A 15557-nucleotide genomic window follows, 5' to 3' on the forward strand; every position below is an offset into this window, starting at 1 on the left:
ATTAAATATTTGTTACTCCTTAACCCTTAAATATGAAATGTGTACTTATACTGATAAAAGTGTCCCATTAATTCAGCCTGTAGGAGGCAATCAGGTTGAAACGAGGGATGTGAACATGGAAAATGGAATTGTCGATCTCCCGGATCATTTCATAATATCCTTCCATAAAACCAAGGTCACTTTTGAGGTTGCAGCCCGACACATATTGATGGCTTTCACCCGGAGCTAAAATGGGTTGCTCGCCAACCACACCATCGCCGTCCACCTGTTTGATATCGCCGGTAGAATCAAAGATGTTCCAATGTCTTCTTAATAATTGCACCGTGTATTCACTGTTATTTTCAATCGTGATACGATAGGCAAACATAAAATGCTCGTTATCAGGATTGGAATACTCGGATTGATAAGTAGACTCAACGGAAATTTTCACGCCAGATGTAGTTTGTGTCGTCATTGCTTCAAATATATTAATTTACCCTAGATGCACAACTATCTTCAACCATTGTACTAGTTAAATTACGTTTTTTAGACAAATAAATTACATAATCCCTTGAAATTTAATGTTTAAAACCCATTTTTTCTTCAAACTTTTTTCAGATTGTAGACGGGCTGGAAGTGAGATTTAAGTGAGGTGTAAGTGAGTTGTAAGTGCTAAAAGGCACTTACAACTCACTTACATGTCACTTGCACCCTACTTGCCGCAAGAAGTCAACCTGAATTTCTCTAAAATTGATTAGGTTTGTAACATGGCAAAAGGCTCTTTGTATTTAATCCCTGTACCCTTGGCTCAGGAAGCTGAGAAAGCATCTTATACCTTATTACATGCGGATATAATCAACCATATCAAGGAATATGTGGTAGAGAACGAAAAAACAGCTCGAAAATTCCTGAAAGAAGCGGGTTTGAAACGTCCGCAGCAGGAACTGATCATCCATGATTATGGCAAGCATCAGCGGGAGAAGATCAATTACCATGAAATATTCAAGAATGCGGTTGCTGGCGAAGATATCGGCTTGATGTCGGAAGCCGGTTGCCCGGCCATAGCGGATCCGGGTTCGGATGTGGTGGCCGAAGCCCACAAAAGAGGCATCCGGGTAATTCCCATGGTGGGACCGAATTCCATTCTGATGAGCTTGATGGCTTCAGGCTTCAACGGACAACACTTTAGTTTTCTGGGTTATCTGCCCATTGATAAATCAGCGAGGTCTAAAAAAATAAAAGATATCGAACAGATAAGTCAGCGAGAGAAATCCACACAGATTTTTATCGAAACGCCTTTCCGGAATAATCAATTGTTAGCAGAACTTTTAAAGAGCTGTAAACCGCAAACAAAACTTTGTATTGCCTGTAATATTACAGCAGGGGATGAATATATTTTCACCCAATCCATCAGTCAATGGAAGGATACGAAAATAGATCTCCATAAGAAACCCTGTATTTTTCTATTATTTGCTGGGTAAATCGTAATTTTAATATTTTAGTGCGGATCAATATAACAGAACATTAAATGCCAGAAACCCTATCTCCTGAGTTGATAGATGAGTTATATAGACTCAGTATATTCGTTTTTATTTTCACCCTAATTGTATGGGCACTATATGCCAATACCATACGCAAAACATTAGCCTTAATAGCACCGGAAAATCAGTTCATAAAGCCCAATCAGGCTTGGATCCTTGTGATTCCATTCATCAATGTATATTGGAATTTTGAAGTAGCAAGGAAGCTTTCCTATTCCCTCAACAATGAATTTTTTGATCGTAAAATAGAAGTGGAAGAAAATCCGGCACTCAAAGCAGGATTAGCCTATGCCTGGTCATTTCTGATCTATCTCACACCGTTCGGACTATTTTTTCCAATTCCGGTCTTTGTGACTTTTGTGATTTTCTTTGTCATGCTGATCTATTTCATCAGTTATTGGTATAAAGTCAATCAATTCAGGGAGTTGATCATCGAACATAATAAATGGAAGGATAATCAAACCAACAACTAACATGAAAATCAAAGATATAACCCAGTTTTTGGAAGAATTGGCGCCATCCAATTACCAGGAGAGCTATGATAACTCCGGTTTGATCGTGGGCGACCCAAATAAGGAGGTCCACAAGGCGCTGATCTCCTTGGATTGTACCGAAGCCGTGGTAGAAGATGCCATAGAAAAAGGATGCGATATCATCATTTCCCATCATCCCATTGTGTTCTCAGGGATGAAGCGATTTAATGGTAAAAACTATGTCGAAAGAACGATTATAAAGGCGATAAAGCATGATATTGCGCTATATGCCATCCATACCAACCTGGACAATATTGCCGGAGGGGTAAGCAGCAAGATGGCCGACAAATTAGGACTGGAAAACCAGGCCATTTTACGGCCTAAGGCAGGATTGTTAAAGAAATTGGTGGTCTATGTGCCCCGCACGCATGTGGAGGAAGTGCGAAATGCGCTATTCGAAGCTGGTGCCGGAGCCATCGGCGATTACGACGAATGCAGCTACAATACAGTAGGATATGGAACGTTTAGGCCATTGGAAGGAGCCAATCCAGCGATTGGCGCTGTGGGTAGCCAGGAAAGGGTAGAGGAGACCAAAATAGAAGTGATCTTTCCCGTACAGCGCGAAAGAAAGATCTTGGTTTCCATGTTGGCCGCACATCCCTATGAGGAAGTGGCCTATCATATCATCAGCCTGGATAACAGCCTTTCATCGGTAGGATCCGGAGCGATCGGAAACCTAAAAACGCCCATGCGTGAGGAGGAATTCCTAGCCTTTTTGAAAGAACAGTTTCAATTACAGGTCATCCGCCATACCAGTTTATCCGGTAAACCGATAAAAAGAGTGGCGCTCTGTGGTGGTGCCGGAGGGTTCCTGTTGAACGATGCAAAGCGATCTGGTGCAGATATTTTCATCACCGCAGACTATAAATACCATGAGTTTTTTGATGCCGAAGAAGAAATCGTCATCGCTGATATCGGACATTTTGAAAGTGAACAATTTACTCAAGAATTATTGTTGGAAGTAATTACGAAAAAATTTGCTAACTTTGCTGTCCTATTGACAGAAATAGATACAAATCCTATAAAATACTACATATAATAACGGTACTTTTTAGTATATTTGAGCCTCTTAAAACATATTTAAGGGGCTTTTTTAATGTTCGGATTTATTGAAATTATACATTCTGAACCAAAATTGATACCAAAAAATATAGCTATGAAAGTTAATGAATTGAATCAAAAATATAGGTTTACAGAGCCTAGACACAGTTTTGAAGCTAAAGGTAATCTCTGCAAGGTATATGTTTATTATTATTTAGATGGTCAAAGACAGGTTTTAAAATACTCGGATGGATTAAATACTAAGTATTTTACTGTTACAAAAGACCTCAATAAAGCAGAAATTAAAAAAAGAAGTGAGGAACGGTTACGCCTAATTGCAGGCATAAAGGATAATTATCTACAATGGATTGAACATAGAGAATTTAATCCTACTACCAAAGCATTTTTACTACCCTCAAATGAGTTAAGCCTACTTAGCTACTATCAGGATTTTATTGATTATAAAACTAAGGAGAAAATTAAACCAAGTACCTTAATTCAATACCAAACTAAGTACAATACTTTTAGAGATTATTTAGTCTCAATCAATAATGAAAACATTACTCTATCCAATGCGGATAAGTATCTATATATATCTTATTTCCAATACCTGAAAGCAAATAGCATATCGGACAGCTACTACAATGACCTGCTTAACTACCATCGGATGGTATACAATTTCATTATAGATATTCAAGAGCAAACGGTTAAAAACCCACTTAAAGTAATAAAGTCAATTACTCTTAATGAATCTGAAAAACATCAGGTTATCCATAGTGAAAACATATTAGAATCGTTTGAACAATTAAAAGAATACGGTAGTACGGAACTATCGCTAATGGCACAATTCATATTTTATACGCTTCATAGACCTGACACATTAGTAAAGTTACAACTAAAGGATTTTAATCTTAATAATGAGACTCTACATATTCCTGCATCAAAGATTAAAACCAATAAGGCAGTCACAATACAATTGAATCCAAAACTTAAAAGTATCATTGTAGAATACTTAAATACTAATGATGTTAATGAGGATAGCTATTTGTTTGGCTATGATATGATAGATAGTATAAGAGGTCAAAAAAAGCAGTATCAACTATTCGGAATAAATCAGTCTGATAGACAGGATTACACATTGAAATTTAATCATTTCAGGAATAAGCAAATCATTAAAGCATATAAAAATAATCCATCATTAACTAGAATATTTGGTTCAGGTCAAAACCTATACGGTTATAAACATTCTAGTGTAGTATATCTTAGAGATAACAATTGGAGCATTGAGCAGGTAATGGAATATACGGCTCATAAAAAAACAGAGATTGCAGAGATTTACGCAAGACAGTACAAGGCTAAGTTGCCTGCATTCCCATCCTTAAAATAACACATTGTAATTGGGGGCTACATGGCGGAGCCATGTTATAAAGCCCCCCCACTAAATAACCTTGTAATAACCTACCTAAAACCTGGTAATAACCCCTCTATTAGTACCCCTCTACCATTCATTATTTTCCCTATCTATTGTCACATTAATTACGGTATCCGCTTATTCGATACCATTAACACGGATTACGGTATTCGCTGAGGTGCCCTATTTAAAGAAATTCGCTTTAAAAATTTTTTGGGAATTTTTTAGCCTGAAATTTTAGCCTACTAATTGTAGATGTTTTGTTACAAAAGTAATATCATTGACAATCAACACGTTATACAATAAAATATAATTAATGGTTAAATAAATGTCGAAATACACTATTTATATATAAATGTTTAACACTTACTTAATATATATAGTTAAACAACAATGGCACAAACAAACATAAGCGGAGTGTATGAATTAACAGTTAATCAGACATTCAATATTAACGGTCACGAATGGCAGATAAGGAATAAAGGAACAAGGAAATATATAATTGATAATACTACGGATAGTTATGTCAGTGGTCTATTTAGTGTAAAAGGCTTTGAGAATGAATTTAGCTCATTCGACTATGCAGGGGGGTACTACCTGCTAAGTATTGAGGATGGATATGCATACATCCAATTCGTGAACGAAAAAATTTTAAAATAAAAAAAATATGATTAGAACCAAAAGAGCATCACAGGTAAGAGGATTAAGATTGAATGATTTTGAGTATTCAATAATCTCAAAGTATTTGAAAAATTACGGATACACGGATTTGAGGGATTACCTCAACCAGTCAATTATTAATAATTACTTATCGGTTGCGGTTCACCGCATCCAGTCATTGAAAAAAAAGTAAGGTATCTAATTTGGGTTTCGGCAGTTGTTGAAATATATTAGTCTAAAAACGGTTTACGGGGTAAGCCATAATACGAGGGGGCTACATGGCGAAGCCATGTTAAAAAGCCCCCCGACAATCACAGAGATTTTAAAATAAAATAAAAAAAAGGAACTGGCAATTATTCTACTAGTTTCTTTAGGTGTAAACAAACAGGTGGATATTAATTATGACATTAAATTTAATTAAGAATATAAGTTGTATTTCAATATACAATGTAACCAATAACATTCTTAAAGTTAAAGGTAAAAAGAGATATATCTTACGTAATATACGGAGACGGAAATGCAGGATTAGGGAAGTCGGTAGACCAATTGAGTTAACACCTGAACAAGCCAAAGAGAATCAAAAACAAGCTAATAAGAATTGGAAAAAGCTAACTACAGCTCTAAAAAATTGTAATAGTCTTGAACAAAAAGAAAACCTTAGCAACGGTATTATCGATACTATTACATTTAAGCCTAAGCCTTCAAATAAGATGCTAAGCTATTGGTTAATGAATATGTATTCAATGTTTGATTTTGATTATTTCCTGACTTTAAACCATACGGATAAATACATACTTAATAAGTTTGAAGCTAAAAAGACTAAAACATTTGATGAGTATTTTTATAACATCCAACAGGATAAATACGTTAAGCAGGCTAATGTTAGCCTTGAATCATTAACGGAAAAAGTAAATGATTATATAGACTACATAAAGAAAGAAAACAAGATTAAAATACATTATTACATCGTCAGGTATGAAAAGAATTTAAAGAACAATTGGCACGCTCATTTAGCATTAAAACTAGATAAGCCAAATGCTTTAAACATTCATAACTATTTAAATAATAGATGGCTTTACAGTAAGTTCAGAAAGAAGACAGTTAAGAAAATAGGTAATACTAAACTTCAACCTAAGCATCAACAAATTAGAAATGTTTTAAGTTATATGTTTAAGAAATTAGACCATTACAATTCAAATGTAATTGAATATGAAGTATATGGAATCAACGCCAATACGCCTATCTCTTTCATAGTGAAAAAAGATAATAGAGCTAACTACGACATGAGAATGTTTGAACAATTTTTAAATTTACCCTTAGCATCTTAATACGCAATTTATCAAATAAATTATATATGTATTGGCAACAGTAATGCCTTATTTTCATTAAGCCTTACTATTAAATTAGTAGGGCTTTTTTATTTAGGAAAATTTTAAATTTATAGATTACTATGTCTTTTTTAATATTCTCAATTCTTCATTAAATAATACCCGCTAATTACGCTCACATAAAGCCTACAATCGCTTATTATTACGGATTAATAATGACGTTCATTCTTAATAATAGTATCTTAAAATTGTTATAATTGGCGTTAATGATTTCGCTTAATTAGGTACAAGTTAGCGAATAGCGAAGGCATGAAGTTGCGCCTCTGAAGATTTATTTAACTTCGTTACCATAGCAAGTATAAAAATTTAGAGATTCAATATATAATTATCGTAAATTTGAAAAGTATAGTTTAATAGAGATAAGAATGAATGAAAATAAAAGAGCAAGACCGTTTCTTAAATGGGCTGGAGGAAAAACACAGCTTATAAACGATATAGAACGTAATTTGCCTACTAAAGTAACAAATAAAAACTTTACATATATCGAGCCTTTTGTTGGTAGTGGTGCAGTTTTATTTTGGATAACAGATAACTTTCCAAAACTTGAAAAGGCTGTAATTAATGATATCAACGAAGACTTAATAAACACATATAAAACCATTGCTTCAAATCCAAAAGAATTAATTTCAATTCTTGAAATTTTACAAAATGAATTTCATAATTTGGAAGGAAAAGAAGATGATAAAAAACTCTATTATTACCATAAAAGAGAATTGTACAATACAAGAAAAGAAGAACAAAGCGTACAATCCGCTTTGTTCATTTTTCTAAATCGTACTTGTTTCAATGGTTTGTATAGAGTTAATAGCAAAAATTTATTCAATGTACCAATGGGCAGTTATAAAAGTCCAACCATTTGCGACAAAGAAAATATAATGGCTGTTAATAACGCTCTTCAAAAAGTAGAAATTCTAAAAGGAGATTATGAACAAACTTTGAACTACGCAAGTAGTAATTCGTTGTTTTACTTCGATCCGCCATACAAACCTTTAAGCGAAACTTCGAGTTTCAATTCATATGCAAAAGATGAGTTCAATGATGAAGAACAAATTCGTTTAAAAGATTTTTGTTCAAAATTAGACGAATTAAATCATACTTGGATTTTAAGTAATTCTGATGTAAAAGGAAAAGATGTAAGTAATAATTTTTTTGACGACTTATATTCGGATTTCAACATTCAACGAGTTGATGCGAGAAGAAACATAAATGCAAAATCCGACAAAAGAGGAAAATTAACAGAATTATTGATTACTAATAATAAAAATATTTAAATATATGTCTGAGCAATTTAAACGTTTTCTATCACAGTTTTCAGAAACTAATGCTACGCTTGACTATTTTACTGACTTTAAAAAAATTAAAAGAAACGTAAATAAAATATCTATTAAGCTTAATCAGTTGAATTATTTAATTGGTAAAGAAAATTTAAAAGAAGCTATAAATGAACTTTACGAAGAAAACCCAAAAGTTTTTGAGGTTTTAGATATTTTGATTGCTATAAGAAAAAATAAAAAAGCAAAAACATTCAATAACAATGGAGAAATTGTATTACTTGATACGTATTTCAACTCACCTGAAGGAATTTTTGAATACATACATGAAACTGGTTTAGCAGAAGTGTTTAGAAATAAAGATGTAACAAATTTGGTTGATTACGTTTTTGGAATTGAGGTAGGATTAGATACTAATGCAAGAAAAAATAGAGGAGGTGATAATATGTCAAAAGCTGTTTCACTAATTTTTGACAAGGCAGGAATCTTTTATAAAAAGGAAGTAAATAACACTATCTTTCCAGAAATTATAAGTTTGGGTGCTGATGTAAAAAGATTTGATTTTGTAATAAAAACAAAAGTTAAAACTTATTTAATTGAAACTAACTATTATAATAGTGGCGGTTCAAAATTAAATGAAACAGCAAGAGCTTATTCCGACGTTGCTCCAAAAATCAATCAATACAAAAATTATGAATTTGTTTGGATTACAGACGGACAAGGTTGGTTTTCTGCAAAAAACAAATTGGAAGAAGCGTTTAGTATAATTTCAAGTTTGTATAATCTTATCACACTTGAAGAATTTATTAATAAAATTCAGGCAGAAGAAGTTTTAACTTTTTAAAAATAAAAATATGGCTTGTAATAAAATACACGATAATACTGATATTATAGTAAAAGATTTACCAATCGGACAAGAAGGTATTGGAAGACATAAATGTGCTTCTTGTGCTTACGAAATTGGTTATCAACATGGTTTACAAAAAGCTGAAAATATCAATTTGGCTAATGTTTTAGATGAATTAGAAGAAAGTCAAAAGGGTGACAGAAGACATAGAAGTCCACACGCTGCATATTCTTTAGGTTATTTTAATGGTGTTGTAGATAGTTATAAATGCTAAGTCCCTTTTTCAAATCTAACGACAAAGATTTTTATCTTCTTCATGGAGACACAATGGAACTTTTGCCTCAAATTGAGCATAAATTCGATATGGTTTTTGCTGATCCACCATATTTTCTATCAAACAACGGACTCACTATACAAAATGGCAAAATTGTAAGCGTAAATAAGGGTAAATGGGATAAATCAGAAGGATTTGAATTTATAAACGATTTTAATCGCAATTGGCTTTCATTGGTTAGAGACAAAATGAAAGATGATGCTACAATTTGGATTAGCGGAACAATGCACAACATTTTTTCTATCGGTCAAATTTTAAATGATTTAGGTTTCAAAATTCTAAATGTCATTACGTGGGAAAAAACAAATCCTCCACCAAATTTTTCGTGTAGATATTTTACATATTCGACTGAACAAATAATTTGGGCAAGAAAAAATCCTAAAATCCCACATTATTTCAATTATGAATTAATGAAAAAACTCAATGGAGATAAACAGATGAAGGATGTTTGGAAATTGCCAGCAATTGCACCTTGGGAAAAATCTTGTGGAAAACATCCAACACAAAAACCATTGTCAGTTTTAACAAGACTTATTTTGGCTTCAACAAAGCCGAACGCTTGGATTTTAGACCCTTTTACTGGAAGTTCAACAACTGGAATTGCCGCTAATCTTACGAACAGATGTTTTTTGGGAATTGATAAAGATGAGAATTTTTTAACAATAAGCAAAAATCGAAAAATTGAAATAGAGAATTTAGAAACGGTATTAAATTACAAACAAAAAATTAAAGATTTTAATATCAAAAACGAATTGGAATCATTTTTTGTTGAAAAATCTAATATAGAATATAAAAATGAATTATTACTCTAGAATAAAGAACCTCTAGTGAATTGGATTATTTAGCAACGCAAAATATAACTGAGTTACTTTAGATACCTATGTACATGATATCCAAAATATAAATCTTGAATACACTAAATATAATATTAAAATAACCTTGTAATACCCGAGGGCACTGAAAAAGTCTTCTTAAAAATTTAGAGGTTTCAAAATGCTTGAAAACCATGTGTTAAACCCTTTGAGAATCGAGTATCTGCGACTTAAAATATAGAAGCATTCAAATAGACAAAAGATAAGGGCTTATGAACATAAAAATTCATAAGCCCTTTTTTAATGGATAGTTTTTCAGTGCCCTCTAATACCCCCCCCTCTTTTTAAAAATACCCCCTTTATATAGCCCCAGAACAGGCGCTTTTTTCATTCATTCAATTGTCATTTACAATACGGTATCCGCTTATTTAATACTATTTGCACGGTTTACGGTATAAACTGTAGTGGGTTTTTACAATAAAATAATCCTAAATAATTCATTTTCAGATAAATAAAATAACGGGATATCAAGGAATATTCTATGTTTTATTAGTTATTCAACTCCCAAATAAACAATTACGGAATACGTCTACTACGGTTAACAATTTGAAAATCAATATCATATCTTAATCAACAATTGAATTAAAGGAGATGTTTGTGTCTATTTAACAATCTCTAAAATCTCAAATAACACAACAGGTAAGCCCTACAATCAATTATTTTTATAAAATTATTAATGTATCCACACCTATAAATAACGTCTTAAAACGGCTATATTTGAGCTATGAACAGCAGTTATGAAAATAGAGCTATTAGAATCCTATTGCAACCCTCAATACATCTTTATAATATTTTAAACTATTACAGTGATGAAAATAAAAATAAGATACTCTATTGTCTAGCGAATGAGCAAATAACTGAATTGGTTAGTTTTCTTAATGAATTAATAGAAAATAATAATGAATATTTAGAGGGGGCTCATGGCGAAGCCATGAATATAGCCCCCGACCAACAATTAGAATTGCTATCCTTACAATTACATATTAGATTATTTATTTCGGAACTAAGGGAGAGTTACGCTACGGTTAGAGACCTATTATATCACAAGGATGACAGCAATGTAATTAATATACTTAATATCGTCAATGATGTTTTAAATAAAGAATTGAAGAATAATAATATTGTTATTCCTGACCACGTCCTTACTGGAATAAGGGACAAAGTACAGGAGGGAGTTAAGCAAGCATTAACACCCCCAAAAGATATGGCTAGTCAGGATAGTAAAAAAATTGTAAAAGCTAAAATGGAAGATAAAAACAATAAAAAACTATTCAACAAAAATTAGTATCTTTGCACCTTATCCAATGTTCTGTTTTTGGAGTTAAAAATCAACTAAGAACTTAGTTTGAACCAAAATTGATACCAAAGGATTTAAAAGCTAGCTGCATTTAGCTGTTTATTAACAAGTTACAAAATATCCTATTAAATACTACAGTTAATGGAACAAACCGTAGAACAAAAATTAAAAGCTTTATGGGCGTGGCAATCAATTGAAACAAAAATTGATAAGATACGCCAGGTACGTGGAGAGTTACCTATTGAGGTAGCAGACTTAGAGGATGAGATCGCAGGTCTTGACACCCGTATCGAAAAAATTCGCAATGAGTTGGATGAATTAGAAGACTCGATTGTGAAACGTAAAAACATGATCAAAGATGCGCAAGCTTCCATCAAAAAATACGAATCACAACTTAATGAAGTAAAAAACAACCGTGAATACGATGCTATTTCTAAAGAGATCGAAATTCAAGGATTGGAAATTCAGGTATGTGAAAAACGTATTCGTGAAGCTGAGTTCGAAATCAAGAACAAAACAGAAGCTTATGATGCTACTGTGAAGAATGTTGATTTCAGCAAAGGCGAATTGGGCGGCAAAAAACAAGAATTGGAAACCATCACTTCGGAAACACAGATTGAAGAAGATGATTTGTTGAAAGATGTTGCGGCAGCTGAAACCCAAATCGAAGAGCGTCTATTGAAGGTGATCAAGAAACTTCGTAAGTCTTTCCGTAATGGATTGGCAGTCGTTTCTATCGAGCGTGATAGCTGTTCAGGTTGTCACAACAAGATTCCACCTCAATTGCAGTCAGAAATCCGTCAACGTAAGAAAATCATCATCTGCGAACACTGTGGTCGTATCCTGGTTGATGAGGAAATTGCAAACGAAGAAGCATCGTAATTTGCTTTCAAATAATATTTTTAAGGGCTATCTGTTCATCAGGTAGCCCTTCTTTTTTTAACAATTAGGTAATATTTAAGATATAGAACCGCCTGAATAACAATAAACAGTCTAATTTTCCTATTTTTAGGCTTCATTCCAAATCATGAATATGTTAAAATCAATATTAACCATTCTTGCACTTTCGGCAGGTCAATTAGTTATGGCCCAACAAGCTGGAGAGACCTTATTATTACGGAATCCCAGTATAAGTGACAAGCACATTACCTTTGTATATGGAGGTGATATATGGGTAGCGGATAAAAACGGCCAGAACCCAAGAAGACTAACGGTAAACCCAGCAGTCGAACAGAACCCAATGTTCTCTCCCGATGGAAACCAAATCGCATTTACGGGAAACTACGATGGTAATACCGATGTTTATGTGGTTTCAGTACAAGGAGGAGCACCAAAGAGAATCACCAGCCATCCGGCATCAGATGTCTTGAGGGGTTGGATCTCCAATGACGAGGTTTACTTCACTACCCAAAGAGAGCTTACCTATTCCCTAGGAAGCCGTCTTTACAAATCCAAGATCAATGCTTCCGTAGATTATCCTTTGCCTATGCCAGAGGCCTACCAGGGTTCACCATCGGCAGATGGTCGTTATTGGGCATACATCAAAAACAGCGATCCTACTGAACGCGACCGTGTGGCTTTCAAGCGTTATCGCGGTGGTGGTATGCCTTCTATCTGGATCTTTGATACCAAAACCAACGATATTCAGATCGTTCCAGGTGAAAAATGTAATGATGTAAAACCGGTTTGGTTGGGCGATAAAGTCTATTTCCTTTCTGATCGGGATAAAACAGTAAACATTTTCAGCTATGACGTGAAGAGCAAACAGGTGGAGAAACTAACGAAGTTTGCTGATTATGATGTCAGGACCTTGAACGGAAATGGTGCTGAACTGGTGTTCGAACAGGCTGGTAAACTCCATATCATGAATTTAGCGAGTAAAAAACAACAACCGATCAGCATCAGCCTGAATGCGGACGCAATGTACAAACGCTCCAGATATGCGGATCTGAATGAAAGTATCCGTGGTTGGGAGATTTCCCCAACTGGGCAGCGAGCGTTGTTCGAATCCAGGGGCGAGATCTTCTCGGTACCAAAAGATAAGGGTGATGCCCGTAATATCTCCAATTCTCCAGGAAGCCATGAGCGTTTTCCGGCTTGGTCTCCAAATGGAAAATGGATTTCCTACCTTTCTGACAAGAATGGAAAATATGAATTGGTATTGCGTGATCAAAAGGCTGTGGACGAGCCGATCCATATCAAATTAGGAGAAACCAATTTCTATTTTCAACCAACATGGTCGCCTGATAGCAAGAAGTTATTCTTCAATGATTCACATCTTAACCTTTATTATGTAGATGTCAATACCAAGAAGGTGGTAAAAGTGGCTGATGATTATTTAGGCTCCCATACCGGACGTTCCTATAACATGTTCCAACCTAGCTGGTCGCCAGATTCCAAATGGCTTTCTTTTGTAAAAACATTGCCTAATGGTGTTTCTGCAGTGAACATGTATAACCTGGAAACCAAGCAGACCCAACAGATCACAGACGGCATGAGCAATGTGTCTTCTCCGATCTTTACCAAAGACGGTAAATACCTGGTATTCCTGAGCAGTACTGATGTAGGTTTGACCAATTCCGGACTGCACATGACCGCATACGACCGTCGTCCGCAATACAATGCTTACGCTTTCCTATTATCCAGCGAAACGCCTTCCATTTTCAAGAACGAAAGTGATGAAGAAACGGTAAAATCGGATGAACCGAAGAAAGAGGAAAAGAAGGAGCAAGAGAATAAGGATGCAAAAGACAGTAAGTCTAATGGAAAATCAGCTGATAAAAAAGGTGCTGATCCTAAATCATCGGATGCTAAAAACGAGAAATCCAAAGATATCAAGGTAGATTTCGCCAACATTAATAGCAGAATCATGGCTTTACCGATCCCTGCGGGATCCTATGGCTTTGATGGGCATGTGGAGAATCAATTGATCTATACACGCGATCGTACTATCTATGCCTTCGATTTGAATAAACTGGAAGAGAAATCGTTGGTAGAGAACGCCGGCGGATTTACCATCTCTGCAGATGGAAAACAGATGTTGTACAGCAACCGTCAAGGTTATTACATCGTGAATGCGGGTCAGAAACCTCAGGGTGAAAGTGGTAAACTGAAATTGGATAACATCAAATTATTGGTAGAACCAGAACAGGAGTGGAAACAGATCTACAATGAGGTTTGGAACATGCAGCAGGATTTCTTCTATGTGGAGAACATGCATGGTGCGGATTGGGCAGCTGTAAAGAAAAAATATGAGAAATTCCTTCCTTATGTAAACCACCGTTCGGACCTGGGTTACCTATTGAACGAAATGATGGGCGAGTTGGTTGTTGGGCATAGTTATATCTATCCTGGCGATGAACCATCTGCACCTTCTGTTTCTTCGGGAGTTTTGGGCGCGGATTATATGATCGAGAATAACCGTTATAAGATTTCCAAAATCTATAACCGTATGGACTGGAACCCTTCTTTTAAAGCGCCATTGGCAGAGCCTGGTTTGAACATTTATGAAGGTATGTATATCTTGGCTGTAAATGGTAAGGAACTGACAGCAGATATCGATATCTATAGCTTATTCGATAATACGGTTGGAAAACAGGTCAACCTGAAGGTGAATGATAAACCAAGTCTTTCCGGTGCGAAGGATGTGGTGGTAAAACCGATCTCTTTTGGCAACGAAGTTGGTCTTCGTCGTCAAGAATGGGTAGAAAGAAACCGCAAAAAAGTAGACCAGCTGAGCAATAACCAGATTGCTTATGTTTATATGCCAAATACAGGTAGAGAGGGATATGTCTCTTTCAACAGGTATTATTTCTCGCAAATGGACAAGAAAGCGCTTTTATTGGACGAACGTAACAATGGTGGAGGTTCGGTGGCCGATTATGTGATCGACCTATTATCGAGGGATCTGATTGCCGGTTGGGGAATCCGTGATGGAAAAAGCTTCACGACTCCAGGTAATGGAATTTTTGGACCTAAAGCGATGATCATCAATGAAAATGCTGGTTCTGGAGGAGATATGATGCCGTATATGTTCCGCCATAAAGGTTTGGGAAAATTGGTTGGTCGGACTACTATGGGAATCTTGGTCGGTATCAGTGGTTACCCGCCATTGTTGGATGGAGGAAGTGTTACAGCACCTAATTTCGGGGTATTTGACCTAAATGGAAACTATATCATCGAGAATGAAGGGGTAGCACCGGATATCTTTATCGAGCAGACGCCGAAGGACCTGATCGAAGGTAGAGACCCACAATTGGAAAAAACAGTTCAATTGTTGTTGGAGGAAATGAAAACTTATCCATACAAGGAACTTAAAAAACCAAAAGATCCGGTTCGGGTGAATTAATATATTTTAATAAATAAGGAGAAGCCATATCCGTT

14 protein-coding genes are annotated in these 15557 nt (G+C 35.0%); 13 read left to right on the forward strand and 1 reads right to left on the reverse strand.

Features of this window, described 5'->3' with window-relative positions:
- Positions 1–67: 67 nt before the first annotated feature.
- Complete coding sequence (gene apaG, locus E3D81_RS00075) at positions 68–454, reverse strand: Co2+/Mg2+ efflux protein ApaG (protein ID WP_099367185.1); 387 nt, start codon at positions 452–454, stop codon at positions 68–70.
- Between the two features lie 292 nt (positions 455–746).
- Here apaG and E3D81_RS00080 point away from each other — a divergent pair, with 292 nt between their 5' ends.
- The 13 genes from E3D81_RS00080 (at position 747) to E3D81_RS00140 (ending at position 15522) form a co-directional block, all read left to right on the forward strand.
- The gene (locus E3D81_RS00080) at positions 747–1460 is read left to right on the forward strand and encodes an SAM-dependent methyltransferase (protein ID WP_134775992.1); all 714 of its coding nucleotides are present in this window, start codon (positions 747–749) and stop codon (positions 1458–1460) included.
- A 47-nt stretch (positions 1461–1507) separates the two neighbouring features.
- On the forward strand, positions 1508–1993 hold the full coding sequence (locus tag E3D81_RS00085; RefSeq protein ID WP_134775993.1) for a hypothetical protein: 486 nt from the start codon (positions 1508–1510) through the stop codon (positions 1991–1993).
- 1 nt (position 1994) lies between these two features.
- Positions 1995–3092: a Nif3-like dinuclear metal center hexameric protein gene (locus E3D81_RS00090; RefSeq protein ID WP_134775994.1), complete on the forward strand. Its 1098-nt coding sequence runs from the start codon at positions 1995–1997 to the stop codon at positions 3090–3092.
- Between the two features lie 117 nt (positions 3093–3209).
- The gene (locus E3D81_RS00095) at positions 3210–4481 is read left to right on the forward strand and encodes a tyrosine-type recombinase/integrase (protein WP_167554204.1); all 1272 of its coding nucleotides are present in this window, start codon (positions 3210–3212) and stop codon (positions 4479–4481) included.
- 417 nt (positions 4482–4898) lie between these two features.
- Entirely contained in the window at positions 4899–5165 is a 267-nt protein-coding gene (locus E3D81_RS00100; RefSeq protein WP_134775996.1) for a hypothetical protein, read from the forward strand.
- Between the two features lie 401 nt (positions 5166–5566).
- On the forward strand, positions 5567–6493 hold the full coding sequence (locus E3D81_RS00105; protein ID WP_134775997.1) for a hypothetical protein: 927 nt from the start codon (positions 5567–5569) through the stop codon (positions 6491–6493).
- 425 nt (positions 6494–6918) lie between these two features.
- On the forward strand, positions 6919–7824 hold the full coding sequence (locus E3D81_RS00110) for a DNA adenine methylase (RefSeq protein WP_134775998.1): 906 nt from the start codon (positions 6919–6921) through the stop codon (positions 7822–7824).
- 4 nt (positions 7825–7828) lie between these two features.
- Positions 7829–8668, forward strand: a complete 840-nt coding sequence (locus E3D81_RS00115; RefSeq protein ID WP_134775999.1) for a type II restriction endonuclease — start codon at positions 7829–7831, stop codon at positions 8666–8668.
- Positions 8669–8678: 10 nt separating this feature from the next.
- On the forward strand, positions 8679–8945 hold the full coding sequence (locus E3D81_RS00120) for a hypothetical protein (protein WP_134776000.1): 267 nt from the start codon (positions 8679–8681) through the stop codon (positions 8943–8945).
- On the forward strand, positions 8939–9817 hold the full coding sequence (locus E3D81_RS00125) for a DNA-methyltransferase (protein ID WP_134776001.1): 879 nt from the start codon (positions 8939–8941) through the stop codon (positions 9815–9817). Before E3D81_RS00120 ends, E3D81_RS00125 begins: the two co-directional genes overlap by 7 nt.
- A 784-nt stretch (positions 9818–10601) precedes the next feature.
- Positions 10602–11162: a hypothetical protein gene (locus tag E3D81_RS00130; protein WP_134776002.1), complete on the forward strand. Its 561-nt coding sequence runs from the start codon at positions 10602–10604 to the stop codon at positions 11160–11162.
- A gap of 153 nt (positions 11163–11315) precedes the next feature.
- On the forward strand, positions 11316–12056 hold the full coding sequence (locus E3D81_RS00135; protein ID WP_099367181.1) for a zinc ribbon domain-containing protein: 741 nt from the start codon (positions 11316–11318) through the stop codon (positions 12054–12056).
- A gap of 151 nt (positions 12057–12207) precedes the next feature.
- Complete coding sequence (locus tag E3D81_RS00140) at positions 12208–15522, forward strand: S41 family peptidase (RefSeq protein WP_134776003.1); 3315 nt, start codon at positions 12208–12210, stop codon at positions 15520–15522.
- Positions 15523–15557 lie beyond the last annotated feature (35 nt).

The sequence above is a fragment of the Sphingobacterium sp. CZ-2 genome, assembly GCF_004526235.1.
GTDB lineage: Bacteria > Bacteroidota > Bacteroidia > Sphingobacteriales > Sphingobacteriaceae > Sphingobacterium > Sphingobacterium tenebrionis.